At 73.5% G+C, this 24,265-nt stretch carries 24 protein-coding genes; 6 read left to right on the top strand and 18 right to left on the bottom strand.

The features are described from left to right. Positions 1 to 26: 26 nt before the first annotated feature. From groES to ABZT74_RS19030, 3 genes are all read right to left on the bottom strand, one after another. Positions 27 to 335 (bottom strand): co-chaperone GroES, encoded by a 309-nt coding sequence (gene groES, locus ABZT74_RS19020; protein ID WP_261705370.1) that lies wholly within the window; start codon positions 333 to 335, stop codon positions 27 to 29. 247 nt (positions 336 to 582) lie between these two features. After that, on the bottom strand, positions 583 to 1,335 hold the full coding sequence (locus ABZT74_RS19025; RefSeq protein WP_356436296.1) for a polysaccharide deacetylase family protein: 753 nt from the start codon (positions 1,333 to 1,335) through the stop codon (positions 583 to 585). Then, the gene (locus tag ABZT74_RS19030) at positions 1,332 to 2,201 is read right to left on the bottom strand and encodes a polysaccharide deacetylase family protein (RefSeq protein WP_355877010.1); all 870 of its coding nucleotides are present in this window, start codon (positions 2,199 to 2,201) and stop codon (positions 1,332 to 1,334) included. The genes ABZT74_RS19025 and ABZT74_RS19030 overlap by 4 nt, the downstream gene beginning before the upstream one ends. Before the next feature lie 159 nt (positions 2,202 to 2,360). Here ABZT74_RS19030 and ABZT74_RS19035 point away from each other — a divergent pair, with 159 nt between their 5' ends. Next, a complete protein-coding gene (locus ABZT74_RS19035; RefSeq protein WP_356171186.1) occupies positions 2,361 to 3,542 on the top strand; it encodes an SAM-dependent methyltransferase in 1,182 nt (393 codons plus the stop codon). 28 nt (positions 3,543 to 3,570) lie between these two features. Here the strand turns inward: ABZT74_RS19035 and ABZT74_RS19040 are convergent, their stop codons facing one another. From ABZT74_RS19040 to ABZT74_RS19055, 4 genes are all read right to left on the bottom strand, one after another. Continuing rightward, on the bottom strand, positions 3,571 to 4,854 hold the full coding sequence (locus tag ABZT74_RS19040) for an RNA polymerase sigma factor (protein ID WP_356171189.1): 1,284 nt from the start codon (positions 4,852 to 4,854) through the stop codon (positions 3,571 to 3,573). 46 nt (positions 4,855 to 4,900) lie between these two features. Further along, positions 4,901 to 5,257: a YciI family protein gene (locus tag ABZT74_RS19045; protein ID WP_356436299.1), complete on the bottom strand. Its 357-nt coding sequence runs from the start codon at positions 5,255 to 5,257 to the stop codon at positions 4,901 to 4,903. A 151-nt stretch (positions 5,258 to 5,408) separates the two neighbouring features. Beyond that, positions 5,409 to 6,551, bottom strand: coding sequence for a VCBS repeat-containing protein (locus tag ABZT74_RS19050; RefSeq protein WP_356436302.1), 1,143 nt, complete (start codon positions 6,549 to 6,551; stop codon positions 5,409 to 5,411). A 1,062-nt stretch (positions 6,552 to 7,613) separates the two neighbouring features. Then, on the bottom strand, positions 7,614 to 8,642 hold the full coding sequence (locus ABZT74_RS19055) for a LacI family DNA-binding transcriptional regulator (RefSeq protein WP_356436305.1): 1,029 nt from the start codon (positions 8,640 to 8,642) through the stop codon (positions 7,614 to 7,616). A gap of 138 nt (positions 8,643 to 8,780) precedes the next feature. Between ABZT74_RS19055 and ABZT74_RS19060 the strand changes: the two genes are divergently transcribed. The 4 genes from ABZT74_RS19060 to ABZT74_RS19075 all read left to right on the top strand — a co-directional run bounded on the left by ABZT74_RS19060 (position 8,781) and on the right by ABZT74_RS19075 (position 14,251). Next, positions 8,781 to 10,088, top strand: coding sequence for an extracellular solute-binding protein (locus tag ABZT74_RS19060; protein ID WP_355877029.1), 1,308 nt, complete (start codon positions 8,781 to 8,783; stop codon positions 10,086 to 10,088). 86 nt (positions 10,089 to 10,174) lie between these two features. Next, entirely contained in the window at positions 10,175 to 10,996 is an 822-nt protein-coding gene (locus tag ABZT74_RS19065) for a sugar ABC transporter permease (RefSeq protein WP_355877108.1), read from the top strand. Positions 10,997 to 11,000: 4 nt separating this feature from the next. Then, positions 11,001 to 11,900: a carbohydrate ABC transporter permease gene (locus ABZT74_RS19070; RefSeq protein ID WP_356171198.1), complete on the top strand. Its 900-nt coding sequence runs from the start codon at positions 11,001 to 11,003 to the stop codon at positions 11,898 to 11,900. A 50-nt stretch (positions 11,901 to 11,950) separates the two neighbouring features. Next, on the top strand, positions 11,951 to 14,251 hold the full coding sequence (locus tag ABZT74_RS19075; RefSeq protein WP_356436309.1) for a glycoside hydrolase family 3 N-terminal domain-containing protein: 2,301 nt from the start codon (positions 11,951 to 11,953) through the stop codon (positions 14,249 to 14,251). Positions 14,252 to 14,388: 137 nt separating this feature from the next. Here ABZT74_RS19075 and ABZT74_RS19080 read toward each other — a convergent pair whose 3' ends face one another. The 4 genes from ABZT74_RS19080 to tsaB are packed head-to-tail and all read right to left on the bottom strand — an operon-like array spanning position 14,389 to position 16,889. Then, positions 14,389 to 14,646: a hypothetical protein gene (locus ABZT74_RS19080; protein WP_356436312.1), complete on the bottom strand. Its 258-nt coding sequence runs from the start codon at positions 14,644 to 14,646 to the stop codon at positions 14,389 to 14,391. After that, positions 14,643 to 15,752: a tRNA (adenosine(37)-N6)-threonylcarbamoyltransferase complex transferase subunit TsaD gene (tsaD, locus tag ABZT74_RS19085; RefSeq protein ID WP_356436315.1), complete on the bottom strand. Its 1,110-nt coding sequence runs from the start codon at positions 15,750 to 15,752 to the stop codon at positions 14,643 to 14,645. Before tsaD ends, ABZT74_RS19080 begins: the two co-directional genes overlap by 4 nt. Beyond that, entirely contained in the window at positions 15,745 to 16,218 is a 474-nt protein-coding gene (gene rimI / locus ABZT74_RS19090) for a ribosomal protein S18-alanine N-acetyltransferase (protein WP_355877111.1), read from the bottom strand. Before rimI ends, tsaD begins: the two co-directional genes overlap by 8 nt. Positions 16,219 to 16,235: 17 nt before the next feature. Beyond that, positions 16,236 to 16,889 (bottom strand): tRNA (adenosine(37)-N6)-threonylcarbamoyltransferase complex dimerization subunit type 1 TsaB, encoded by a 654-nt coding sequence (gene tsaB / locus ABZT74_RS19095; protein ID WP_356171212.1) that lies wholly within the window; start codon positions 16,887 to 16,889, stop codon positions 16,236 to 16,238. Between the two features lie 110 nt (positions 16,890 to 16,999). On the opposite strand from tsaB, the gene ABZT74_RS19100 reads away from it, so the two are divergent. Further along, entirely contained in the window at positions 17,000 to 17,554 is a 555-nt protein-coding gene (locus ABZT74_RS19100; RefSeq protein ID WP_356171215.1) for a hypothetical protein, read from the top strand. 54 nt (positions 17,555 to 17,608) lie between these two features. On the opposite strand, the gene ABZT74_RS19105 is transcribed toward ABZT74_RS19100, so the two are convergent. The 7 genes from ABZT74_RS19105 to ABZT74_RS19135 form a co-directional block, all read right to left on the bottom strand. Further along, positions 17,609 to 17,818, bottom strand: a complete 210-nt coding sequence (locus ABZT74_RS19105; RefSeq protein WP_356171218.1) for a hypothetical protein — start codon at positions 17,816 to 17,818, stop codon at positions 17,609 to 17,611. Positions 17,819 to 18,076: 258 nt separating this feature from the next. Then, a complete protein-coding gene (gene tsaE, locus ABZT74_RS19110) occupies positions 18,077 to 18,607 on the bottom strand; it encodes a tRNA (adenosine(37)-N6)-threonylcarbamoyltransferase complex ATPase subunit type 1 TsaE (RefSeq protein ID WP_356171221.1) in 531 nt (176 codons plus the stop codon). Then, positions 18,576 to 19,805, bottom strand: a complete 1,230-nt coding sequence (locus tag ABZT74_RS19115; RefSeq protein ID WP_355877051.1) for an alpha/beta hydrolase — start codon at positions 19,803 to 19,805, stop codon at positions 18,576 to 18,578. The genes tsaE and ABZT74_RS19115 overlap by 32 nt, the downstream gene beginning before the upstream one ends. A 125-nt stretch (positions 19,806 to 19,930) precedes the next feature. After that, positions 19,931 to 21,103 carry an alanine racemase gene (gene alr, locus ABZT74_RS19120; protein WP_356436319.1) on the bottom strand — a complete coding sequence of 391 codons (1,173 nt, stop codon included), beginning with the start codon at positions 21,101 to 21,103 and terminating at the stop codon, positions 19,931 to 19,933. Positions 21,104 to 21,196: 93 nt separating this feature from the next. Next, positions 21,197 to 22,144 (bottom strand): L,D-transpeptidase family protein, encoded by a 948-nt coding sequence (locus ABZT74_RS19125; protein ID WP_356436322.1) that lies wholly within the window; start codon positions 22,142 to 22,144, stop codon positions 21,197 to 21,199. Positions 22,145 to 22,347: 203 nt separating this feature from the next. Continuing rightward, positions 22,348 to 23,778 (bottom strand): NAD(P)H-hydrate dehydratase, encoded by a 1,431-nt coding sequence (locus tag ABZT74_RS19130; RefSeq protein WP_356436324.1) that lies wholly within the window; start codon positions 23,776 to 23,778, stop codon positions 22,348 to 22,350. An 82-nt stretch (positions 23,779 to 23,860) separates the two neighbouring features. Further along, positions 23,861 to 24,232: a holo-ACP synthase gene (locus ABZT74_RS19135; protein ID WP_355877061.1), complete on the bottom strand. Its 372-nt coding sequence runs from the start codon at positions 24,230 to 24,232 to the stop codon at positions 23,861 to 23,863. Positions 24,233 to 24,265: the final 33 nt, after the last annotated feature.

Genomic DNA, 24,265 nt, shown 5'->3' on the forward strand with positions numbered 1-24,265 from the left:
GACCCCGAACGCCCTTACCGGGTGAATTACTTCTCGATGATCGCGAGTACGTCGCGAGCCGAGAGGACGAGGTACTCCTCGCCGTTGTACTTCACCTCGGTGCCGCCGTACTTGCTGTAGAGCACGACGTCGCCGACGGTGACGTCGAGCGGAAGACGGTTACCGTCCTCGAAGCGGCCCGGGCCCACGGCCAGGACGACGCCCTCCTGGGGCTTCTCCTTGGCGGTGTCCGGGATGACCAGGCCAGAGGCCGTGGTCTGCTCGGCGTCGAGCGGCTGGACCACAATGCGGTCCTCGAGCGGCTTGATGGCAACCTTGGAGCTGGTGGTCGTCACGATCCGACCTCCCCCTTCGGAGATCTCACGGGGTTAACTGTCTGAGGTGGCGACCAGGTCGATCCGTCGTCGCGGGTGCCGGATCTGCCCGTCGCTATTGGCACTCTCCAGTGGGGAGTGCCAGGCCTGACACTATGACTGCGATTAGCACTCGGTCAAGCGGAGTGCCAAAGCCGAGCGTCGTGGCGCGGTCCCGACGGCCCCCGTCGGACGTCCGGGCGGACCCTCTGGAAGCGGTTCCCGGGCGCTAGAGGTAGTTCTCCAGCCGGGCGGGCGTGAAGCCTTGCGCCTGGATGCGCCGGAGCAGCCGGAGCGTGGCGGCCGTGAGGTCGGGCTCCTCGAAGCCGGTGAGGATGTCGCCGGGCCGGAGCCGGTGCGCGCCGGGGGCCCTGCCGAGGACGACCGCGCTGACCCCGCAGTCGCCGGCGGCCCGCAGGGTGGTCGCGTCGTACCGGCCGTAGGGGGGTCGCAGCAGCCGCGGGCGGATGCCGAAACGCTGCCGGAGCTTGTCCTGCTGCCCGCAGATCTCGGCGCGCTGGCCCGCGTAGGGCAGGCCGCGCAGGGAGGCGTGGTCGAGGGTGTGGTTCTGGACGGTCGCGCCGACCTCACGCAGCCGGGCGAAGTGGGCGTACCCCGGCCCGACGACACTGTCCGTGAGGAACACGCTGACGGGCAGCCGCAGTTCACGGACCATGTCGACGAACCGCGGATCGCGTTCGGCTCCGTCGTCGTACGTCAGGAAGACGACCTTGTCGCGGGTGCGGACGTGGTCCACGACGGGCGGCAGGCCCGGGCCCGCGGTGCGCGCGGTGGTCCGGGCGGGCGCTCGGGGCGCCGGGGCGAGCGGGGCGGCCAGGCCCCAGCGGCGGTACGCCGTCTGCTGCGGGTGCACCCGCTGCGCCGCCTTCTTGCCCAGCCGCTCGATCGGGTCGACGGACTGCGCGCAGCCGGTGAGCAGCAGCGCCGCGAGCAGTCCGGCGACCGGCACCCGCAGCCTCACAGGTAGTCCTCCAGGCGCGCGACCGCGTAGCCCTCGGCCGTGACCCTCTTCAGGAAGCGGCGGACCAGGTCGGGCATGGTCCCCTTCCAGTCCTTGCGGCCGCGGAAGTGGGTGAGGACGATGTCGCCGGGGTGCAGGTCCTGGTCCTCCTCGCGGTACTCCCAGTGGTCGACGAAGACTTCCTCGTCCCAAATGGGCGCGTGCGTGACGCCGCAGGACTTGGCGGCTCGGAGGGTGTCCTGGTTGTAGTTGCCGTAGGGCGGGCGGAAGAGCGACGGCCGCTTGCCGAACTGCTTCTTCATCACGTCCTGCATGCCGCAGATCTCGTGCTTCTGCTGCGCGTAGGAGAGACCGGGCAGGTAGGGGTGGTGCAGCGTGTGGTTGTTGAGGGTGATGCCGCGGTCGCGCATCTTCCGGAAGTACCCGTAGTCGTCCTTGATCAGGTAGTCGCTGAGGAAGGCGGTGTACGGGATCTTCAGGTCGCTCATCATCCGCAGGAACTGCGGGTCCTTCTCCTCGCCGTCGTCGATGGTGAGGAAGACGACCCTGTCCTTGGTGGGCACGGTGGTGAAGACCGGCGGCAGCCCGAGTTCCTTCTGGCCGTCGACCTCGAACCCCTTGCGGGCCTCGATGACCGGCTTCTTCGCGGGCGGCGCCGGGGGCAACAGGGGCGCGGTGGGCAGCCCCCAGCGCTTGGCGACGGCGGTGCGGGCGGCCTGCGCCTTGCGGAGCCGCAGGGCGTACGAGTCGAGGGCGCGGGCGGGCGCCGCCTGGAGCCGGCCGGCCTGCTGGCCGGCGGCCGGGCGGACGGCGCGGGAGCCGGAGCCGTCCGCCGCACAGCCGGAGACGAGGACGGCGAGGGCCATCGCGCCGATCCCGCAGCGCACACCAGCCCTATTTGCGCCGTTCTTATAGTTTTGTCGTACGGATCGCATGGGCCCGGATCCTCGCAGGTCACCGCCCGGACGCGGCCCCGACACCGCGGCCGGAGGCACACCGTCCACCGACTGGCCCACAATGGCCGGGTGAACGACGTCTCCTTCGCCTCCCTGCTCACCTCCGAGGGCCGCGCCCTGCTCGCCGAGGTGCACGGCACCGAACCGGCGCAGGAGCTGGCCGTCGCCACCCGGCTGCGCCGCGAGCACCCCGTCGAGCTGGTCTCGGCGGCCCTCGGACAGGCGCGGCTGCGGCAGCGGGCGGTGGCGAAGTTCGGGTCCGAGGACGCGGGGCGGATGTTCTTCACGCCCAACGGGGTGGAGCAGTCCACCCGTACGAGCGTGGCGGTCCACCGCGCCGAGCGGCTGCGCGCGCTGGGCGTCCGCTCCGTCGCCGACCTCTGCTGCGGGATCGGCGGCGACGCGATCGCGCTGGCCCGCGCGGGCATCCGCGTCCTCGCCGTGGACCGCGACCCGCTCACGGCCGCCGCGGCACGGGCGAACGCCGACGTGCTGGGACTCGCCGACCTGATCGAGGTGCGCGAGACCGATGTCACCGAGGTGGACACGTCGGGGTACGACGCGGTCTTCGTGGACCCCGGGCGCCGGGGCGGACGGGGCCGCATCTTCGACCCGGAGGCCTACTCCCCGCCGCTGTCCTGGGCGGTCGGCGCGGCCGCGAAGGCTCCGATCGCCGCGCTGAAGATCGCCCCCGGCATCCCGCACGAGGCGGTCCCGGCCGCGGCGGAGGCCGAGTGGATCTCCGACGGCGGCGACGTGAAGGAGGCGGTGCTGTGGTTCGGCACCGAACCGGGCCTGGTGCGCGCCACCCTGCTGCCGGGCCCGCGCGAACTGCGCGGACGCGGACTGCCCGACCCGGCGGTGCGGACGGTCGGACGCTATCTGTACGAGCCGGACGGCGCCGTGATCCGCGCGCACCTGGTCGCCGAGGTGGCCGAGGACCTCGACGGCGGTCTCGTGGACGAGACCATCGCGTACGTCACCGCCGACGAACTGCGCCCCACGCCGTACGCCACGGCGTACGAGATCACCGACCGACTCCCGTTCAACCTGAAGAAGTTGAAGGCGCTCCTGCGGGAGCGGGAGGTCGGCGTCCTGACCGTGAAGAAGCGCGGGTCGGCCGTCGAGCCGGAGGAGCTGCGGCGCAAGGTGAAGCCGCAGGGGCCCCGGTCCGCGACGGTGTTCCTGACCCGGGTGGCGGGCGCCCCCACCATGCTCGTCGGAGCACCCGCGCGGCCGACGACGACCTGAGCGCGCGTCACCGCGTCGGGGCGACGGTTCACGCGTCGGGCAGCGCTCTCGCCCGGTCCGTGAGCAGGGCGCGTTCGCGGTCGTTGCGGGCCAGCGCGGCCGCCCGTTCGAACTCGGCCCGCGCCTCCGCCGTCCGGCCGAGCCGGGCCAGCAGGTCGCCGCGCACGCTGGGCAGCAGGTGGTAGTCGCGCAGGGCGGGTTCACCGGTGAGGGTGTCGACGATCTCCAGCGCGGGGCCGGGGCCCTCGGTCATGGAGACGGCCACGGCACGGTTCAGCTCGACGACGGGCGAGGGAACCCGCGTGGCGAGCAGCCCGTACAGGGCGGCGATCCGCGACCAGTCCGTGTCCTCGTAGGTGAGGGCCTGCGCGTGGCAGGCGGCGATGGCGGCCTGGAGGGCGTACGGCCCGGGGCTGCCGGTGGCGACGGCGTTGGAGCGGCCCAGCGCGGTGAAGCCCCGGCGGATCAGCATGCGGTTCCAGCGGCGGCGGTTCTGGTCCCTGAGGAGGACGGGTTCGCCACCGGGTCCGGTCCGGGCGGCGGCGCGGGACTCCTGGAGTTCCAGCAGGGCCGCGAGCGCGTGCACCTCGGGCTCCTTCGGCATCAGCTCGGCGAGCACGCGGGCCAGCCGGAGCGCGTCCTCGCACAGCGCCGGGCGCAGCAGGTCGTCGCCCGCCGTGGCCGCGTACCCCTCGTTGAACACGAGGTAGATGACCTCCAGCACGGACCCGAGGCGCGCCTCGCGCTCCGGCCCGTACGGCACCTCGAAGGCGACCGCCTTGGCCGCGAGGGTCCGTTTGGCGCGCACGATGCGCTGGGCGACCGTCGCCTCCGGGACGAGGTAGGCGCGGGCGATCTCGGGGGTGGTCAGGCCGCCGACGAGCCGCAGGGTGAGGGCGATCCGGGCCTCCGCGGACAGCACGGGGTGGCACGCGGTGAAGACCAGGCGGAGCAGGTCGTCGTCGATGTCGTCGGGATCCGTCGGCTCGTCGACGTGGTGCGGCGCCGACAGCGAGAGGTCCCGCCCGACCTCCTCCAGCTTGCGCGCGTACCGCTCCCTGCGGCGTACGAGGTCGATCGCGCGGTGCTTGGCCGTCGCCGTCAGCCAGGCGCCGGGGTTGTCCGGCACACCGTCCCGCGGCCACTGCTCCAGCGCCGCGACCAGGGCGTCCTGCGCGAGCTCCTCGGCGATGCCGACGTCACGGACGATGCGCGCGACGCCCGCGATGATGCGGGGCGACTCGATGCGGAAGATGGTCTCGACGGCCGTGTCGACGCCGCCGCCGGGGGCCTGGGTGGGCTGTTGTTCCACAGCCCACCATCAGACACCCGCGACGGCCCCGGGCCAAGCGGACCGCTCAGCCTCCGGCGATCTCGCGCACCTCGCAGGTCACCGTCCAGTGCTCCTCGTGCACCTTCAGGAACCGCTTGGTCCACTCCAGGGCCTCGGCCATGTCCTTGCACTGCATGATCGCGTAGCCGCCGACGACCTCCTTGGACTCGGTGAAGGGCCCGTCGGTGACGGTCAGTTCGCCGCCCGACCACAGGACGCGCTTGCCCTGGGCGGAGGGCGTCAGACCCTCGGTCTCCAGCATGACGCCCGCCTTGGTGATCTCCTCGATCAGTTCGCCCATGCGCTGCATCAGCTCCGAGCTGGGGCCCTCGGCGGGCGCGGTCCTTTCGTCGATCTGGACGAGCGACAGGTAGCGGGGCATGGTGACTCCTCGTGTCTCGGTGACTCTCGGGGACGGGGTCCGTCCCCGCCTCTCACCTGTGCGTCGATCGGGGGACGACGGTTTCGACACCGTCCCGGCATTTCCCCGAAGTTTTCTGCCGTCTCCTTCGAAGTCTCTTCCCCGGACGAGGTCAGCGCCCCTGGACCGGGTCCCGCACGGCTCCCGCCGGGCAGCCCGAGAGGGTGCGGAGCGAGCCCGCTCCGGCGCGTCCGGCGAGTGCCGCGACGGTCAGGTCGGGACAGCCGTCGCCGTCGGTGTCCAGGAGCCTCACGGCTCCGGACCCACCGTCGCGCACGCCGGCTCCCTGCGCCACCGGCCCCTCCGGCGTCACCGACGTCCACACGGTGCCGTCACCGACCCCGGCGGCGGATCCGTACGCGATGTCGAGCCGGCGGGCGGGCGCGGCGCCGGGACCGGGACCGGCCCCGGCGTCCACGACGACGTCCGCGTAGCCGTCTCCGTCGAGGTCGCCTACGGCGACGGAGGGGCCGCCGCGGTGGCCGGCGGTGCGGACCGGCCCGGTGGCCGTGGAGCGGTAGACGTACGTGCAGGAGGCGCCCGCGCCGCAGTGCGCGGAGAGCACCAGGTCGTCGCGGCCGTCGCCGTCCACGTCCCCGGTGGCGCCGCCGACGACACCGGCGTGCGCGAGTCCGCCGGGGTCGAGCGCGGCCGCCCGTGCGGGGACGCCCGTACGGCGCACCGGGCCGGTCCAGACGGTCGCCTCGGTGCCCCCGGCCGCGTCGCCGCGGCCGGGCCGGAGGAGCACCAGGTCCAGCAGGCCGTCGCCGTCGAAGTCACCCGTCCGCGCGGTGGCGGCGGGCACGGAGGTGGCTGGCACGGAGGTGGCGCCGGACAGGCCGTGCGGACCGCCCCAGACGATCACCGCGTCACTCGTCCCCGCGGTGGTGACGACCAGGTCCGCGTAGCCGTCGGCGTCCAGGTCCCCCCGCGAGAGCCCGGACCCGAACCCCTCCCCCGCGACCGGCGCGCCCGGAACGCCCCCGGTGGCCCGGCTGATCACGGCCCGTCCGCCCGCACCCATGGGGGACGAGCCGTCCGGGCCGCCGTACAGCACCGTGACGCGGCCGGCGCCCCGCCGTCCGTCGACCGGGGCGTGGCCGTCGGCGACCGCGAGGTCCGGGTATCCGTCACCGTCGAAGTCCTCGCGTACGGGAGAGGCGGCGGGGACCGGGACGAAGGCGGGCGTGACGGGGACGGTCGTCGCACCCGCGGGACCGCGTCCGGTGGGCGCCACCAGGGCCAGCAGAACCACGGCGAGGGGTCCCGCCCACCGTGTGCGCGGACGCGGGGAATTCATCAGCAGGCCCTCCCGTCACGGTCACAGGCTCACCGCACGAGACTCGCCGGTCGGCGCATTGGTTGTACGCACCACCGGCGAGCACCCCCCGAAGGGGCCAAGGGAAATGGGCTGTTCGGAAGGGGCTGCCCCGGCGGCGCTCACCGCGCTTCCTCCTCCGCGTCGCCGAAACAGGCCGGCTCTCACGGCAGAGGGCTCGCGCGGCAGGAGGCTTCCCGGGCGGCTCGCATTGCAGACGCCCCTCGCCGCGACTCGCACAGCACGGCTCTTTCGGGGGGGCCGCTCTCACGGCAGGCGGCCTGGCGCTCGGGAACTTTCTGGTCGGGCGCCTCCGGCCGGAGGGTCTCCCCGGCGGTGCTCACCGCGCTTGCGCCTCCGCGTCGCGGAAACGGACCGGCTCTCACGGCAGAGGGCTCCCGCGGCGGCTCGCGCAGCAGGGGGCTTCCCGGGCGGCTCGCATCGCACACGCCTCTCGCCGCGACTCGCACAGCACGGCTCTTTCAGGGGCCGCTCTCACGACAGGCGGCCACGCGCTCAGGAACTTTCTCGCCGGGACCTCCGACCGGAGTGGCCCCCCGGCGGCGGTCACCGCGCTTGCGCCTCCGCGTCGCGGAAACGGACCGGCTCTCACGGCAGCGGTCTCGCGCGGCGGCTCGCACAGCAGGCGGCTTTCCCGAGCGGCTCGCACGGCAGATGCCTCTCGCCGCGACTCGCACGGCAGGGGTCTTTCGGGGGGCCGCTCTCACGACAGGCGGCCACGCGCTCAGGAACTTTCTCACCGGGGCCACCGACCGGATGGTCTCCCCGGCGCTGTCACCGGGGGCTCTCTCCGGGGCCTCCCGGGTCTCCCCCGGGATCTCTCCGCACCGGGGAGCCGACGCGAGGGGCGCTCTCCGGTACCTCGCGTTGGAGGGGTGTCTCCACACGGCGCGTCACGGCCCGCTTCTTCGAAAGTTTCGGTCGCCGGTCCGACCGGCTCGGGAGGAGCGTGAGGGGGCCGCGCCGAGGGCCCACCGGTCACGCCGGGGGCGCCCCCGTGCTGCTGCGGACCACCAGGCTGGTCGCCAGCTCCATGCGCGTCCCGGCCGCGGGCCTCTCCTGGCGGCCCAGTTCGAGCACCAGCTTCGCCGCCGCCTCGGCCATCTCCGTCAGGGGCTGCCGTACGGTCGTCAGCGGCGGCCCCACCCAACGCGCCACCGGAAGATCGTCGAAGCCGACGACGCTCAGGTCCTCGGGAATGCGCAGCCCCAGCTCGCGGGCCGCCTCGTAGAGGCCGAGCGCCTGGAGGTCGTTCCCGGCGAAGACAGCCGTGGGCCGGTCGGGGCGGCGCAGGAGTTCGAGCCCGGCCCGGTAGCCGCTCTCGTGGTGGAAGGTGCCGGGGAGGATCAGGCCGGAGTCGACGGGCAGCCCCGCCGTCTCCAGCGCGGCACGGTAGCCGTCGACCCGGGCGCGGCTGCACATCATCTGCGAGGGCCCGGTGACCGCGCCGATCCGGGTGTGGCCGAGCTCGATCAGGTGGCGCGTCGCTGCAAGGCCCCCGTGCCAGTTGGTGGCGCCGATGGACGGCACGCCGTCGCCCGGGTCACCGGCCGGATCCATCACGACGAACGGGATGGATCTGCTGGTCAGCAGCGCCCGCCCGGACTCGTCGAGACCGGACAGCACCAGGATCACGCCGTACGGCCGGCGCGCCGCGACCTGGTCGGCCCAGGTACGGCCCGGGGTCAGCCGGCCGGCGCTCTCCGACAGCACCACGCTCAGCCCCTCGTCCCTGGCGACGCTCTCGACCCCCCGGATGACCTCCATCGCCCAGGCGCTCTCCAGCTCGTGGAAGACGAGGTCGATGAGGGGCGACCGCGTCGACTCCGCCCTGCGCCGCCGGTATCCGTGGTCACGCAGCAGCTCCTCGACACGGCTGCGGGTCGCCGGGGCGACATCGGCGCGGCCGTTGAGCACCTTCGAAACAGTCGGGGCCGACACCCCTGCCTCTCGGGCGATCTCAGCGAGCGTCGCCGTCCTTGCTTCCACGGAATTCCCAGGCTTCATGAGCGCGATCGTATCCCTGCGCGACCTCTTGACGAACCCTCCGGATCGCCCTACGTTCCCGGAACATTCGAAGTTCGACTCGAAACATTCGCGTCGGCTCGTCGTGGAGCCTTCGCGCATACCGAGAGGTGCCGTCCCATGGAGTCCTACAGCAGACGTTGGTTCCTCGGCGCGGGCGCGACCGCCCTGGCCTCCGTCGGCGGGCTCACCGCCTGCGGCTCCGACAACGGCTCGGGCGGCGGCGGCACACTCACCGCGTTCGTCTACGGAGACGACGCGGCGAAGATCCAGGTGAAGTCCGTCAGCCGGTTCAACGCGTCGGCCGCGGCGAAGAAGACCAAGGGCACGGTCAAGCTGCAGAAGGTTCCCGCCACGGACTACCCGGCGAAGCTGCGCACCGCGATGGGCTCGCCCAACGCCCCCGACGTGTTCTTCAACTGGGGCGGCGGCTCGATCAAGGCGTACAAGGACGCCGGCCAGCTGGTCGACCTGACCGACGTCATCGCGTCCGACCCGGTGCTCAAGAGCGGCTTCCTACCGTCGGTGCTCAGCGCGGGCGGCCTGGACGGCAAGAACTACGGCGTGCCGATGCGAGGCATGCAGCCCGTGATCCTCTTCTACAACAAGACCGTCTTCGAGGAGCACAAGCTCCAGCCGCCCACCACCTGGGACCAGTTGCTCGACCTCAACGCCAAGCTGAAGAAGGCGAAGATCACCCCGTTCGCGCTGGGCGGCTCGGACATCTGGCCCGAGCTGATGTGGCTGGAGTACCTGGTCGACCGGATCGGCGGACCCGACGTCTTCGAAAAGATCAAGAACGGCGACGCCTCCGGCTGGGGCGACCCGGCCGTTCTCAAGGCCGCCCAGACCGTCAAGGAGCTGATCGACGACGGAGCCTTCGGCAAGGGCTACAGCTCGGTGGGCTACGGCAACGGCGGCGCTCCCGCGGTCTTCGCCAAGGGCAGGGCGGCGATGCACCTGATGGGATCGTGGGAGTACTCCACGCAGCTCGGCAAGTTCCCGGACTTCGCCAAGAAGAACCTGGGCTGGTGCGCCTTCCCGAAGTTCGAGGGCGGCGCGGGCGACATCCGCAACGTGGTCGGCAACCCCACCAACTACTGGTCGGTGAACGCCCGTACCTCCAACAAGGACGCGGCGATCGCCTTCCTGCGGGACAGCGCGTCCGAGGCCTACACCAAGGAACTCATCGCCAACGGTGACGTGCCGGCCACCTCGAACGCGGCGAGCCTGCTGGACGCCTCGCCCAACCCGGAGTTCGCCAAGTTCCAGTACCAGATGGTGCAGGACGCACCGGCGTTCACGCTGAGCTGGGACCAGGCGGTCGCCCCGAACGTCTCCACCCCGATGCTCACCGAGGTCAACAAGCTGTTCGTGGGCAAGTCCTCGCCGACGCAGTTCGTGTCGGCGCTCGAGGGGCTGAAGTGAGCACAGCGCACGTCAAGGGCGGCCCGCGCACCGCGGGCCGCCCCCGCTCCGCCGGACGCGGCGGGGCCGGCCGCCCGAGCGCGGCACTGGCCCTGCCCGCCATCGCGTTCTTCGCGTTCTTCGCCATCGCCCCGATGGTCCTGGCCTTCTACCTCTCGTTCACCCAGTGGAACGGTCTGGGCGACCCGCGGCCGGTCGGCCTGGCGAACTGGCGCAAGCTGCTGGACGACGACCGGCTGACCCAGTCCCTGACGGTCACCGTGGCGCTGACCGTGGTGAGCTGGGCGTTCCAGACGGTGCTCTCGCTGCTGCTGGGCGTGTGGGCGGCGGGCAGGCAGCGCAACCGCGCGATCCTCTCGGCGATCTTCTTCACGCCGTTCCTGCTGTCGTCGACAGCGATCTCCCTGCTGTTCTACGCACTGCTCGACCCGAACTTCGGCATCATCCACGCGGACACGCTCGGCACGACGAGCGGCGCGTTCCTCGCGATCGTGTTCGTCGGCGGCTGGCAGTTCATCCCGTTCCACACGCTGATCTACCAGGGTGGCGCCCGGCAGATCCCCGACGTGCTCTACCAGGCGGCGGCCATCGACGGCGCCGGACGCCTGCGCCAGTTCTTCTCGATCACGCTGCCGCAACTGCGCAACACGGCCACCACGTCCGGGGTGCTGATGATCGTCGGTTCGCTCACGTACTTCGAGACGGTCCTGATCCTCACCCAGGGCGGCCCCGGCACCGACACGGCGATCCTGCCGTACCTGATGTACCAGGCGGGCTTCAAGAGCTACGACTTCGGCTACGCGAGCGCGGTCGCCTCCTTCCTGGTGATCGCCGCGACCGCGCTGTCCCTGCTGATGGTGAGGCTGTCCGGCTTCGGTGCGATGCGCAGCACCCGGGAAGGGATGTGACGAGATGGCACACGACACGTTGCGGCGCCCGGTGAAGTCCGCCCCCGCCGCGGGCCCCGACCGGACCGGGCCCCGCCGCCGGCACTGGTCACGGCGTGCCAACCCGCTCGCCGGCCTCGGTTCGGTGATCTGGCTGGCCGTCGTGGTCGTCCCGGTCTACGCGATGATCTCGGCCTCGCTCACCCACCAGAGCGAGGCACTGGGCCACAACGCCCTGAAGCCGCCGTCCCATCCGACCCTGGACAACTACGACACCGTCCTGCACAACGGCTTCGGCCACCTGCTGTGGAACACCGCGCTCGTGGCGGCCGCGGTCGTCGTGATCGTCCTGGCGCTGTGCGTCCCGCTCTCCTACGTCGCCGTGCGGACCCGGAGCATGTGGTCGGGGGCCGCCTTCCGGCTGTTCCTGCTGGGTGTGGCGATCCCGGCGCAGGCTGTCGTGGTCCCGCTGTACCTGATGATCGCCAAGCTCGACCTGTACGACAGCCTGCTCGCGATCATCCTGCCGACGGCCGCTTTCGCGATGCCGGTGTCCGTGCTGATCCTCACCGGCACGCTGCGGGACATCTCGGAGGACCTGTACGAGGCGATGGGACTGGACGGCGCCTCCACCACCCGGATGCTGTTCCAACTGGTCGTCCCGCTGGCCAAGGGCGGCATCAGCACCGTGGTCGTCTACTCGGCGCTGCAGGCCTGGAACGGGCTCCTCTTCCCGCTGATCTTCACGCAGTCCGACGGCCCCAGGGTGCTGACCCTCGGCCTGTTCAACTACGTCAGCGAGTTCGGCGTGAACATCCCGGCGCTGCTGGCCTCCGTGGTCCTCTCCGGTGTCCCGATCTTCGCCGTGTACCTGGTGGCCCGCCGCGCGCTGGTCGGCGGCCTCATGGGTGTGGGCGGCAAGTGAACGTGGACGGCCAGGGGCAGTCGACCCCCCTTTTCCCTGACAGGAGTTCCATGACCACCGCTCCCTGGCGCGACCCCTCGCTCACTCCGGCGGCCCGCGTCGACGACCTGCTCTCCCGGATGACCCTGGAGGAGAAGACCGCCCAGCTGTACGGCGTGTGGGTGGGCGCGGCGACGGACGGCGGCGGAGTCGCCCCGCTCCAGCACGAGATGACCGCCGACCAGGACTGGGACGAGCTGATCACGCTCGGGCTCGGCCAGCTCACCCGCTCCTTCGGCACGGCACCCGTGGACCCGGAGCTCGGCGCGCGGGCGCTGGCCCGCGCCCAGCGCGCGATCGCCGACGCCGGCCGCTTCGGCATTCCGGCGGTCGCCCACGAGGAGTGCCTGGCGGGATTCACCGCCTGGCGCGCGACGGCCTACCCCGTCCCGCTCGCCTGGGGCGCCACCTTCGACCCGGCGCTGGTCGAGGAGCTCGGCCGGCGCATCGGCGACGACCTGCGCTCGGTCGGCGTGCACCAGGGGCTGGCCCCCGTCCTGGACGTGGTCCGCGACCTGCGCTGGGGCCGGGTGGAGGAGACGATCGGCGAGGACCCGTACCTCGTCGGCACGATCGGTACGGCGTACGTGCGGGGCCTGGAGTCGGCCGGGGTCGTCGCCACCCTGAAGCACTTCGCCGGGTACGCGTCCTCGGCGGGCGGGCGGAACCTGGCTCCGGTGCGGGCGGGCGGACGGGAGTTCGCGGACGTCACGCTGCCGCCGTTCGAGATGGCGCTGCGCGAGGGCGGCGCCCGTTCGGTGATGGCGGCGTACAACGAGACGGACGGCGTGCCGGCTTCGGCGGACGCGCGTCTGCTGACCGGACTCCTGCGGGAGGAGTGGGGCTTCACCGGAACCGTGGTCGCCGACTACTTCGGCGTCGGCTTCCTGCAGACCCTGCACCGGGTCGCGGGAAGCCCGGCCGAGGCGGCCCACGCGGCCCTGGAGGCGGGCATCGACGTCGAACTGCCGACGGTGAAGTGCTACGGGAAGCCGCTGGTGGACGCCGTACGGAGCGGAGGCGTCCCGGAGTCGCTGGTCGACCGGGCGGCCCGTCGCGTGCTGCTCCAGAAGTGCGAACTGGGCCTCCTGGACGCGGACTGGAGGCCCGAGCCCGAGGGCCCCGTCGACCTGGACTCGACGGCCAACCGCGACCTGGCCGGCCGCCTGGCCGAGGCGTCGGTGGTCCTGCTCGACAACCCGGCCGGGGTGCTGCCGCTGGCCCCCGGGATCCGCGTCGCGGTCGTCGGCCCCCGCGCGGCGGACCCGCTGGCGATGCTCGGCTGCTACTCCTTCCCGTCCCATGTGCTCACGCACCACCCCGACGTGCCGGCAGGCATCGACATCCCCACCGTCCTGGACTCCCTGCGCTCCGAACTCCCGGACGCCAAGGTGACGTTCGCCGAAGGGTGCGGCGTCCTGGACCCCGACCCGTCCGGCTTCGCGGAGGCGGTGGCGCGGGCGTCCGAGGCGGACGTGTGCGTGGCGGTCCTCGGCGACCGTGCCGGACTGTTCGGCCGGGGCACCTCCGGTGAGGGCTGCGATGCCCCGGACCTCCGGTTGCCCGGCGTACAGGGCGAGTTGCTGGACGCGCTGGTCGCCACCGGCGTTCCGGTGGTGCTCGTCCTGCTGACCGGCCGCCCCTACGCGCTGGGCCGCTGGGACGGCCGTCTGGGCGCGGTGGTGCAGGCGTTCTTCCCGGGCGAGGAGGGCGGCCCTGCGGTGGCCGGCGTCCTGTCCGGGCGCGTCAACCCCTCGGGGCGCCTCCCGGTGAGCGTGCCCCGGCTGCCCGGATCCCAGCCGTGGACCTACCTCCAGCCCCCGCTCGGCCTCGCGAACGAGGTCAGCAACCTGGACCCGACCCCGTTGCACGCCTTCGGACACGGCCGCTCGTACACCTCGTTCGCGTGGGAGGACGTCCGGGGAACGGACGCCGAGATCACGACGGACGGCTCGTACGACCTCTCGCTCACCGTCCGCAACACGGGTGAACGCGACGGCACCGAGGTCGTCCAGCTCTACCTGCACGACCCGGTGGCGTCGGTGACGCGTCCGGACGTGCGCCTGATCGGCTACCAGCGGCTGGACCTGGCGCCCGGTGAGTCCCGCCGGGTCACCTTCACATTCCACGCGGACCTGTCGGCCTTCACCGACCGCGCGGGCGGGCGGGTGGTCGAGCCGGGCGAGCTGGAGCTGCGGCTGGGGGCGTCGAGCGCGGAGACGCGGCACACCGCTCGGTTGACGCTGACCGGGCCGCGACGGGTGCCGGGCGCGGACCGGCGGCTGCGCTGCGAGGTGTCGACGCACGCGTGACGCACGCGTGCGGTCCACCGCGGGAACGCTCCCGCGGACGGGGCCGGGGTGCCTCTCGCGGAGCCGGGTGGATCAGGTCCAGCGGCTCCGCGCGGGCGCCTCCGGCACCGGACCCACCGGCGCCGGCCGGCGCCCCGTCAGTCCTCCGTCACCGACTCGAACCGCCACCTGTGCACGGTGCGGGCCACCAACTCCCCGTCAGGCTCGGGGAGTTCGGGCAGTTCGGCGTCGTACGCGGCGTCCCACCAGGTGATGACCAGGACCCGGTCCTGCGGCGCCCGCAGAACCTCGCGGCGCACCGGCTCCTTCCGCATCTCCTGCCGCCGGACCCAGGCGAGCAGGTCCTCGCCCCGGCCGGCGACGGCCCGGGCCTCCCACATCAGCGCGACGGTCACGAGTAGAGGTTCTCCTTCGAGACCTCGTGCACGTGATCGTGCGTGTGCGTGTGCGCGTGCGCGTGCCCCGGCACGTGCGGGTCGGTCACCGGCAGGGACGAGTCCGCGGACAGGTCCCAGTCGGAGGCGGCGCGGTTGCGGGCGACCATCTCGGCGCCGAGCGCGGCCACCATCGCGCCGTTGTCCGTGCACAGCTTCGGGCGCGGCACCCGCAGCCGGATCCCGGCGGCCTCGCAGCGCTCCTGGGCGAGCACGCGCAGCCGCGAGTTGGCGGCCACACCGCCGCCGATCATCAGGTGGTCCACACCCTGGTCCTTGCACGCCCGGACGGCCTTGCGGGTGAGCACGTCCACCACGGCCTCCTGGAAGGACGCGGCGACGTCGCGCACCGGCACGTCCTCGCCCGCCGCCCGCCTGGCCTCGATCCAGCGGGCCACGGCGGTCTTCAGACCGGAGAAGGAGAAGTCGTACGCCGGGTCGCGCGGCCCGGTCAGACCGCGCGGGAACGCGATCGCCTTCGGGTCGCCCTCCTTCGCGTACCGGTCGATGACCGGGCCGCCGGGGAAGCCGAGGTTCAGCACACGCGCGATCTTGTCGAACGCCTCGCCTGCCGCGTCGTCGATGGTCGCGCCCATCGGCCGTACGTCGGAGGTGATGTCGGTGGAGAGCAGCAGCGAGGAGTGCCCGCCGGACACCAGCAGGGCCATGGTCGGCTCGGGCAGCGCGCCGTGCTCCAGCTGGTCCACGCAGATGTGGGAGGCGAGGTGGTTGACGCCGTACAGCGGCTTGCCGAGCGCGTACGCGTACGCCTTGGCGGCAGAGACGCCGACGAGCAGCGCGCCGGCGAGACCGGGCCCGGCGGTGACGGCGATGCCGTCCAGGTCCCTGGCCGAGACCCCGGCCTCCTTCAGCGCCCGTTGGATGGTCGGGACCATCGCCTCCAGGTGCGCACGGGAGGCGACCTCGGGCACGACCCCGCCGAAGCGGGCGTGCTCGTCGACGCTCGACGCGATCGCGTCCGCGAGCAGCGTGGTGCCACGGACGATGCCGACACCGGTCTCGTCGCAGGAGGTCTCGATGCCGAGGACGAGGGGTTCGTCAGCCATGGGTCTCTGTTCCTTGTACGGAGGAGGAGGGGTCGTGCAGGCGCATCACCAGGGCGTCCACGTTCCCCGGCTGGTAGTAGCCGCGCCGGAAGCCGATGGGCTCGAAGCCGAAGCGCTCGTAGAGCTTCTGCGCGCGCACGTTGTCCACGCGGCACTCCAGCATCACCTCGACGCAGTCGAAGGCGCTCGCCGCCCGCAGCAGCTCGGTGAGCAGCCGGGCGCCGAGCCCGGTGCCCCACTGGTCCCGGCGCACGGCGATGGTCTGCACGTCGCCGAGATCGCCCGAGGCGGCGAGCCCCGCGTACCCGACGAGGAGGTCGCCGTCGCGGGCCACCAGATAGCGGCGGGTCGCCTGCGGCCCGCGCGCGTGGGCCAGCTCGGACCAGAACATGCCCCGGGACCAGGCGTCGACGGGGAAGAGTTCCTTCTCCAGCTCCAGTACGGGATCGATGTCCCACCAGCGCATCTCGCGCAGCTCGGCGGTCACTTGGGGGTGACCACCTTGTAGTTCTTGGGCACCTGGGCGTCCGGACGGCGCAGGTACAGCGGCCGGGGCGGCTCCAGTTCCTCGCCCGCGGCCAGCTTCTCGGCGGCCAGCGAGGCGAGCGCGGCGGCCGAGACGTGCTCGGGCGAGCGGGCGTCCGGGAAGGCGTCGGGGTAGAGGAGGGCGCCCGCACCGACGACGGGCAGCCCGGCGAGGGACTCGGCGATCTCGGCGGGGCGGTCCACGGCGGGCTCCGACACCCGGGTGCGGGGATCGGTGTAGCGGGCCCAGTAGACCTCCTTGCGGCGGGCGTCCGTGGCGACGACGAAGGGACCCTCCACGTCGGCCGCGTACGCGAGCCCGTCGAGGGTGCACAGGCCGTGGACGGGCACGCCGAGGGCGAGTCCGAAGGTGTCGGCGGTCATGAGGCCGACGCGCAGGCCGGTGTACGGGCCGGGGCCGACGCCCACGACGACGCCGGTGACGGCGTCCAGCCCGAGACCGGCCTCGGTGAGCACCCGGTCGACGGCCGGCAGCAGCAGTTCCCCGTGCCGTCGCGCGTCCACCTGGCTCGACGAGGCGACGACAGCCGTCCCGTCGTGCAGGGCGACGGTGACGGCGGGGGTGGCGGTATCCAGAGCGAGCAAGAGCACGCAAACAGCCTACGGCGCCCGAGCCGGACGTACGGCCGCCCGGGAGTCCCGTCCCTCGGCTGCTACCGTCACAGCAAAGACGTACGAAGGTCGAGAGGTGGGCACACAAGGTGGCTAGGAGCAGCTCGGGATTCGTGGCCGGGCTCACCGTGGCGGCACTCGCCGCAGTCGGCTTCCTCGCCTACCAGGCGTCCGCGAGCGTTCCGGACACCCTGGGCAAACCGAACGCGAGCGCGACGCCGAAGGCCTCCACGTCCAAGGCGCCTCGGGACAAGAAGAACCCCGCCGCGCTGCCCGCCCGGTCCGGCAGCGGCGAGCGGGTCGTCTACTCGACCGACGACGACCGCGTGTGGCTGGTCGGCGCCGGCAACAAGGTGCGGCGCACCTTCGAGGTCACCCCCGGCACGGTCGATCCGGCGCCGGGCACCTACGCCGTGACGACGCGGGCGGGCTCGGTGACCGGGTCCGACGGCGTACAGATCGAGCATCTCGTGCGGTTCACGCTGGTCAACGGCGTCGCGATCGGTTTCAGCGCGGCGGTCGACGGTTCCACGACCGCGCCCGACCCCAGCAAGAAGCTCGGCGGCATCCGGACCTCGCGAGCCGACGCCGACGTGATGTGGCAGTTCGCGATCGTGGGCGAGAAGGTCGTCGTCATCAAGTAGGGACGCGCCGTGGGCGTCGCCGGCGACATCGGGCGGTCACGTCGGGCCGTGACGTCAAGCGGCCCTGCGGGGCCCCTCGGCGGCGCGGTGCACCCGGTCCGTGGCCCGCGGTTCGCCCAAGGGCGCGCGGGGCGGCCGGGAGACGGCCTCCGCCGCGGCGCAGGCCGCCAGCAGGTCCCTCATCGACACCCCGCCCGCCACGCGCGGCGCCACCGGCACGTCACGGTCCGCGGCCGGCACTGCGGCCGACTCTGAAGCCGACATGGACGCCTCCTGGGGCTTCGGGGGCCAGCGTGGTTAGGTAGACCTAACCACGCACTGGAGACCATGTGACCACGGGCGGGACGCCGAACGCAATATCTTGCCGACGTCCTGTCGGATAGTTGGCCGAACGTACGAACGGCACGCACGGGCCGGAGCCATCAGCCGGAGACGAGCCGGACGTACGGGCCGAGCGCACCGGCCCGGCCCGCCGGCCACGCGGCGGGACGCTCCCGGCCGCCGGCCCGGCGCTCGTCCCGGTCAGCCGGCGAGGGCGTCCAGACCGGCGGCGGCCCAGCGCTCGCCGAGCCCGGTGAGCGTCACGTGCCGCACCTCGTCGGTGGTGTCGCCGACGGCGCGGTGGATGACGACGTGCAGCCGGTCGTCGGTCAGCTCCTCGACCTTGCCCTCGCCCCACTCCACGACGATCACGGAGTCGGAGAGCGAGACGTCGAGGTCCAGGTCCTCCATCTCGTCGAGCCCGCCGCCGAGGCGGTACGCGTCGACGTGCACGAGCGGCGGTCCGTCGACGAGGGAAGGATGCACCCGGGCGATGACGAACGTCGGGGAGGTGACCGCGCCGCGCACGCCGAGCCCCTCGCCGAGGCCCCGGGTCAGCGTCGTCTTGCCCGCGCCCAGTTCGCCGTTCAGCATCACGAGATCGCCGGCGCGCAGCAGCGAGGCCAGAGTGCGGCCCAGCTCCTGCATCTGTTCGGGGGAGGTCACGGTGATCCGCGCGCCGGCCCCGTCCCGCGTGGACTCAGCCGGGTTGTGCGCTGCTGGTGCTTCCATAGCCACCCACCGTAGCTCCTGCCGGGACGGCTCCCGCGCGTACCAGGAGGTCGGCGAGGCGGTCGGTGACGACCTCGGGATGCTCCAGCATGACGAGGTGTCCCGCGTCGGGGACGAGCACCAGCTCGGCGTCCGGCAGCAGGTCGGCGATGGCCTCGCTGTGCTCGCTCGGCGTCACCAGGTCCTTGACGCCGGCGAGGACGAGGACGGGCAGCTCGGCGAAGTGCGCGAGCGCGGCCGTCTTGTCGTGGTCGGTGAACGCCGGGTAGAACTCGGCGACCACGTCGATCGGCGTGCCCTCGATCATCCGCTCGGCGAACCGCTCGATCGCCGGGTCGATGTCCCGGCCGGCGAACGAGTAGCGCTTGATGACCCCGGCGAACAGGTCGGCGGTGGCCCGCCGTCCGCGCTCCACCAGGGCGGCCTGCTGCCCGAGCGCCTTCAGCACACCAGGGAGCACCCGCCGGACCGCGTTGACGCCCGCGACCGGCAGCCCGAAGTTGACCTCGCCGAGCCGCCCCGACGACGTACCCACCAGGCCGACGGCGACGACCCGGTCGCGGATCAGCTCGGGGAACCGGTCGGCGAGCGCCATCACCGTCATGCCGCCCATGGAGTGCCCGACGAGCACGACCGGGCCCTCGGGCACCGCCGCGTCGATGACGGCCTTCAGGTCGCCGCCGAGCTGGTCGATGGTGACCGGCGTGCCGTCCTTCGACTGGGCCGCGCCCCGACCGGAGCGTCCGTGGCTGCGCTGGTCCCAGTGCACCGTGCGGACCACCCCGCGCAGCGCGGCACGCTGGAAGTGCCAGGAGTCCTGGTTCAGGCAGTAGCCGTGACTGAAGACGACGGTCACGGGGGCGGGGGCCTTGCGGCCGAACAGCCGGCGCCTGCGCGGGCCGAGCGGTGCCTCCGGCTCGGCCTCGTCGACCTCGTAGTACAGCTCGGTGCCGTCCTCGGCGAACGCCTTGCCCGGGGTGCCGCGCAGCGCGCCGTACGGGCCGGTCGAGTCGAGGGCGAGACGGGCCTTCCTGCGCATGCCGCGGCCGACCGTGAGCCGCTCTATCGCGACTCCGGCCGCGGCCCCCGCCGCGACCACGCCTATCGCGGCGCCGGCCACCCCGGCCCTGCGCCAGTTCCCCGCGGAGGCGGCGGCCGAGGCCGCACTCACGACAGCCTCCACGCTGCTCTCGCTCACGTCCCGCTCCTCCTCGTTCCGGCTGTCGGCTCTCGGCCGCGCGCTGTCGGCCCGGCACCCGAACGGCGCGCGCCACCCGCGGCTTTTTGCCCGTCGGGTCCCGCGCACCAGTCGGCCCAGGGGTGTTACCCCACTTGTTCCTCGTTCACCTTCACGTAGACGCGGGGAACGCGGGTTCCGATGCGCGTGACGATTTCGTACGCGATCGTGCCCGCGGCGCGGGCCCAGTCCTCGGCGGTCGGCTCGCCCCGGTCGCCGGGGCCGAACAGGACCGCCTGCGCGCCGGGCTCGGGCTCGTCACCGCCGAGGTCGACGACGAACTGGTCCATGGCCACCCGGCCCGCGACCGTGCGCCACTTGCCGGCGACCAGGACCGGTCCGGTGCCGGAGGCGTGCCGCGGGATGCCGTCCGCGTAGCCGACCGGGACCAGGCCGAGGGTGGTCTCGCCGGGGGTGACGTAGTGATGTCCGTAGCTCACGCCGTGACCCGCCGGGGCGTGCTTGATCAGGGCCAGCGACGCGCTCAGCGTCATCACGGGGCGCAGCCCGAAGTCGCCCGGCGTGCCGACCTCCGGGCTCGGCGAGATCCCGTAGACCGCGATCCCTGTCCGTACGAGATCGAAGTGGCTCTCGGGGAGGGTCAGCGTCGCGGGCGAGTTGGCGATGTGGCGCACCTCGGGGCGCACGCCCTGCCGCTCGGCGTGGGCCACCATCTCGCGGAACAGCGTCAGTTGGGCCTGGATCGAGGGGTGTCCCGGCTCGTCGGCACACGCGAGGTGCGACCAGAGGCCGGTGACGGTGACGAGCCCGCGCGCCTCGGCGGCGAGGGCCGCCGCGACGAGCTCCGGCCAGTCGGCGGGCTGGCAGCCGCCGCGGCCGAGGCCGGTGTCGGCCTTGAGCTGCACCCGCGCGGGCGCGCCGACGGCCTCGGCGGCGGCCGTGACCTCGCGCAGCGCCCACATGCCGCTGACCGACACGTCGAGGTCCGCCTCGATCGCCTCGGCCCAGGGACCGCCCGGGGTCCAGAGCCAGCACATGATGCGGCCCGGGATGCCGGCCGCGCGCAGCGCCAGCGCCTCCTCCGGGGTGGCCGTGCCGAGCCAGGTGGCGCCCGCCTCGCGCGCCGCGCGGGCACACGGGACGGCGCCGTGGCCGTACGCGTCGGACTTGACCACGGCCATCAGGGCCGCGCTCGGCGCGTGGGCGCGCAAGGCCCGTACGTTGGCCCGCAGGGCGGCCAGATCGATCTCGGCGCGGGCGCGCAGGGGTGCCGTCCGCGGGTGTGCTGTCTCTGTCATCGCGCCCCAGTCTCTCAGAGGGCTACGACACCCTTCCGGCACCGGCCCCCGCGACAGGCCCGGCGGTGGGCCCCCGCCGATCCGGACGGCTCCCTAGCTGCCGGGCCTGCGGCCCCACACGTACACGTGGTCACGGGTCTTGAGGACGCCCCAGAGTTTCCGTGCGTCGGCGAGCCGCAGGTTCACGCAGCCCATCGAACCGCCGGTGGTGTGGATGCTGCCGTAGACGGCGTGGAAGGCCTGCCCGCCGCTGAAGAACTGGGCGTACGGCATGGGCGCGTTGTACAGCGAGGACCAGTGGTTCTTGTGCTTCCAGTAGATCCGGAACCAGCCCGTCCTGGTGCGGTGTCCGGCGCCGCCGCTGCGCATCGCCACCGGCCCGAAGAGGGTCTTGCCGCCCTTCTGCACCCAGGTGAGCTGACGCCTGAGATCGACGCAGGCGACCCGGTAGGAGCGGACCGGACAGCCGGCGGCCACGGCGCCGGTGCCCGCGCCGGTCGCCGGGCCGGCCACGACGTCGGTGGCCGGGCCGCCCGCCGGGCCACCTGCCGGGCCGGTCTCCGCGCCGCTCACCGCACCGGTCTCCGCCCCGCTCGCCACGCCGCTCGCCGTGTCGCCCGTCGTGCCCGTCGTGCCCGTCGTCATGCCGGTCGGGCCGGTCTGGCCGGTGTGGGCGGTCTGGCCGGTCTGGGCGGACAGCAGGCGCATCCGGGCCCAGGTGCGGGGGCCGGCGTAGCCGTTCGCCGGCTTGATGCCGTGCTTCGCCTGGAAGGCCCGCACGGCCTCGCAGTCCGCCGCGGACTGCCGGCCGTCCACGGTGAGCCTGAGCCACCGTTCGACCTGCCGCTGATGCGGGCCCCTCCCCGCGGCGCACGCCACCGTGCTGCGCCCCGCCGTGGCGGGCGACGCCGGTCCGGTCAGCGCGCGGCCACCCGCGGGCGGGGGCGGTCCCGGCGCGGCCGTGGCCGTCCCCACGGGCACGGCCGCCGCCACCGCCAGCAGCACCGCGACCACCCGGCACGCCATTCGTCTGCTCATCATGCGATCAGCCATACGCAACGAGCCGACGCCCCCGGGTGAGCCGCGCGGAGAGGGTCCCCCGATCTGGGCAACGCGACCTTCCGCCGCTCCCGCGGCCCGCCGTCGGCCACACCCCGCCGGCGTCGGCGGTTCACTGGGCGACCGGCCGGCATGAACGCCGCTTCGCGGCCCGCGCTCCGTCGCGCCGTGTCCGCCGCGGTCCGTCAGTCCGTCACGTCGCGCCACGCCTCCGGGACGGCCGCTGCCACGTCATGGGCGCCGGCGGGCGCGCCGTCCGCGGCGAACCGCCCGGCGAGGCCGTGCAGGTAGGCGGCCACGCTGCCGGCGTCGAGGGCGGACAGGCCGGACGCCAGCAGTGACCCGGCGAGCCCCGACAGGACGTCCCCGCTTCCCGCGGTGGCCAGCCATGCCGTGCCGGTCGCGTTCACCCGGACAGGGCCGCCGACCGGACCGGCGACCAGGGTGGTGGCGCCCTTGAGCAGCACCGTCGCCCCGTACAGCCCCGCCAGCTCCCGCACGGAGGCGAGCCGTGCCTCCTCCACCGCCTCGCGGGCGACCCCGAGCAGCGCGGCGGCCTCGCCCGCGTGCGGGGTCATCAGCGTGGGCGCGCTACGGGCCCGTACGGTCTCCCGGTCGGCGAGCCGGAGCGCGTCGGCGTCCACCAGGACCGGCACGTCCGCGGCGAGCACCTCCGCGACGGACGAGGCGTCGTCCCCGACGCCGGGGCCGACCACCCAGGCCTGCACCCGCCCGGCCTTCGCCGGACCGTCGCCGGACACCAGCGTCTCGGGGAACCGCGCGATGACGGCGTCCGCGGCGGGCCCGACGTAGCGCACCGCCCCGGCCCCGCCGCGCAGCGCACCGGAGACGGCGAGCACCGCGGCGCCGGGATAGCGGGCGGACCCGGCGGCGATCCCGACGACACCGCGCCGGTACTTGTCGCTGGCCGCACCGGGCCGGGGCAGCCGGGCCGCGACGTCGGCGTGCTGCAGGGCCTCCAGGTCGGCCTGCTCCGGGAGGTCGAGCCCGATGTCGACGAGGTGGACGGAACCGGCGTACCCGCGCGCCGGATCGACGAGCAGCCCCGGCTTGTGCGTGCCGAACGTGACGGTCAGGTCGGCGCGGACGGCGTCGCCGAGCACCTCGCCGGTGTCCGCCTCCACGCCGCTCGGCAGATCGACGGCGACCACCGGGGCACGGGAGGCGTCGGCGAGTTCGGCGAGCCGCGCGGCGTCGGGCCGCAGTCCGCCCTTGCCACCGATCCCGACGATCCCGTCGACGACGAGGCCGGCGCGGCGCAGGAGCGGTTCGGCGGCGTCCGGCGCGGCGGTCGTGCCCCCGGCGCGCAGCAGCGCCGTGAGTCCCTCCGGGTGCGTCCGGCCGGGGGCGAGCAGCACCGCGGTGACACCGGCTCCGCGCCGGGCGAGACGCGCCCCCGCGTAGAGGGCGTCGCCCCCGTTGTCGCCGGTGCCGACCAGCAGCACCACCCGGCTGCCGTACACCCGCCCGAGCAGGTCCGCGCAGGCGGCGGCCAGTCCGGCGGCGGCCCGCTGCATCAACGCCCCCTCGGGAAGCCGTGCCATCAGCTCCCGTTCGGCGGCCCTTACGGTCTCCACGCTGTACGCAGTACGCATGCTCCCGAGTCTCCCGCACCGCCGCGCACCGTGCCGCCCCGGCCACGGCGGGCGCGTCCGGCGGGACGGGCCTCCGGGCGCCCTATCCCTCGGCGATCACCACCGCCGAGGCCACTCCCGCGTCGTGACTGAGCGACACATGCCAGGAGCGCACGCCCAGTTCGGCCGCCCGGGCGGCGACCGTGCCCTTCACCCGCAGGCGGGGCTGCCCGCTGTCCTCGACGAAGACCTCGGCGTCCGTCCAGTACAGCCCGGCCGGGGCGCCCAGCGCCTTGGCCAGCGCCTCCTTCGCCGCGAACCGTGCCGCGAGCGAGGCGATACCCCGCCGCCCGCCGCTCGGCAACAACAACTCCCGCTCCACGAAGAGCCGTTCGGCCAGCCCCGGCGTCCGCTCCAGCGACGCCCGGAACCGGTCGATCTCGGCCACATCGATCCCGACCCCGATGATGCTCATGAGGGCACCCTAAAGCTCCCGGACCGGCCCCGG

It is taken from the genome of Streptomyces sp. NPDC005302 (assembly GCF_040607345.1).
Classification (GTDB): domain Bacteria; phylum Actinomycetota; class Actinomycetes; order Streptomycetales; family Streptomycetaceae; genus Streptomyces.

Bases quoted from the DNA above. Each gene is read 5' to 3' on its own strand.
- ABZT74_RS19135 (WP_355877061.1), bottom strand. From the start codon at position 24,232: ATGAGCATCATCGGGGTCGGGATCGATGTGGCCGAGATCGACCGGTTC.
- ABZT74_RS19055 (WP_356436305.1), bottom strand. From the start codon at position 8,642: ATGAAGCCTGGGAATTCCGTGGAAGCAAGGACGGCGACGCTCGCTGAG.
- ABZT74_RS19130 (WP_356436324.1), bottom strand. From the start codon at position 23,778: ATGCGTACTGCGTACAGCGTGGAGACCGTAAGGGCCGCCGAACGGGAG.
- ABZT74_RS19045 (WP_356436299.1), bottom strand. From the start codon at position 5,257: ATGCCCCGCTACCTGTCGCTCGTCCAGATCGACGAAAGGACCGCGCCC.
- ABZT74_RS19070 (WP_356171198.1), top strand. From the start codon at position 11,001: ATGGCACACGACACGTTGCGGCGCCCGGTGAAGTCCGCCCCCGCCGCG.
- tsaD (WP_356436315.1), bottom strand. From the start codon at position 15,752: ATGGCTGACGAACCCCTCGTCCTCGGCATCGAGACCTCCTGCGACGAG.
- ABZT74_RS19075 (WP_356436309.1), top strand. From the start codon at position 11,951: ATGACCACCGCTCCCTGGCGCGACCCCTCGCTCACTCCGGCGGCCCGC.
- ABZT74_RS19030 (WP_355877010.1), bottom strand. From the start codon at position 2,201: ATGGCCCTCGCCGTCCTCGTCTCCGGCTGTGCGGCGGACGGCTCCGGC.
- ABZT74_RS19060 (WP_355877029.1), top strand. From the start codon at position 8,781: ATGGAGTCCTACAGCAGACGTTGGTTCCTCGGCGCGGGCGCGACCGCC.
- rimI (WP_355877111.1), bottom strand. From the start codon at position 16,218: ATGCGCTGGTGGGACATCGATCCCGTACTGGAGCTGGAGAAGGAACTC.
- tsaE (WP_356171221.1), bottom strand. From the start codon at position 18,607: ATGGAAGCACCAGCAGCGCACAACCCGGCTGAGTCCACGCGGGACGGG.
- ABZT74_RS19125 (WP_356436322.1), bottom strand. From the start codon at position 22,144: ATGATGAGCAGACGAATGGCGTGCCGGGTGGTCGCGGTGCTGCTGGCG.
- alr (WP_356436319.1), bottom strand. From the start codon at position 21,103: ATGACAGAGACAGCACACCCGCGGACGGCACCCCTGCGCGCCCGCGCC.
- ABZT74_RS19105 (WP_356171218.1), bottom strand. From the start codon at position 17,818: ATGTCGGCTTCAGAGTCGGCCGCAGTGCCGGCCGCGGACCGTGACGTG.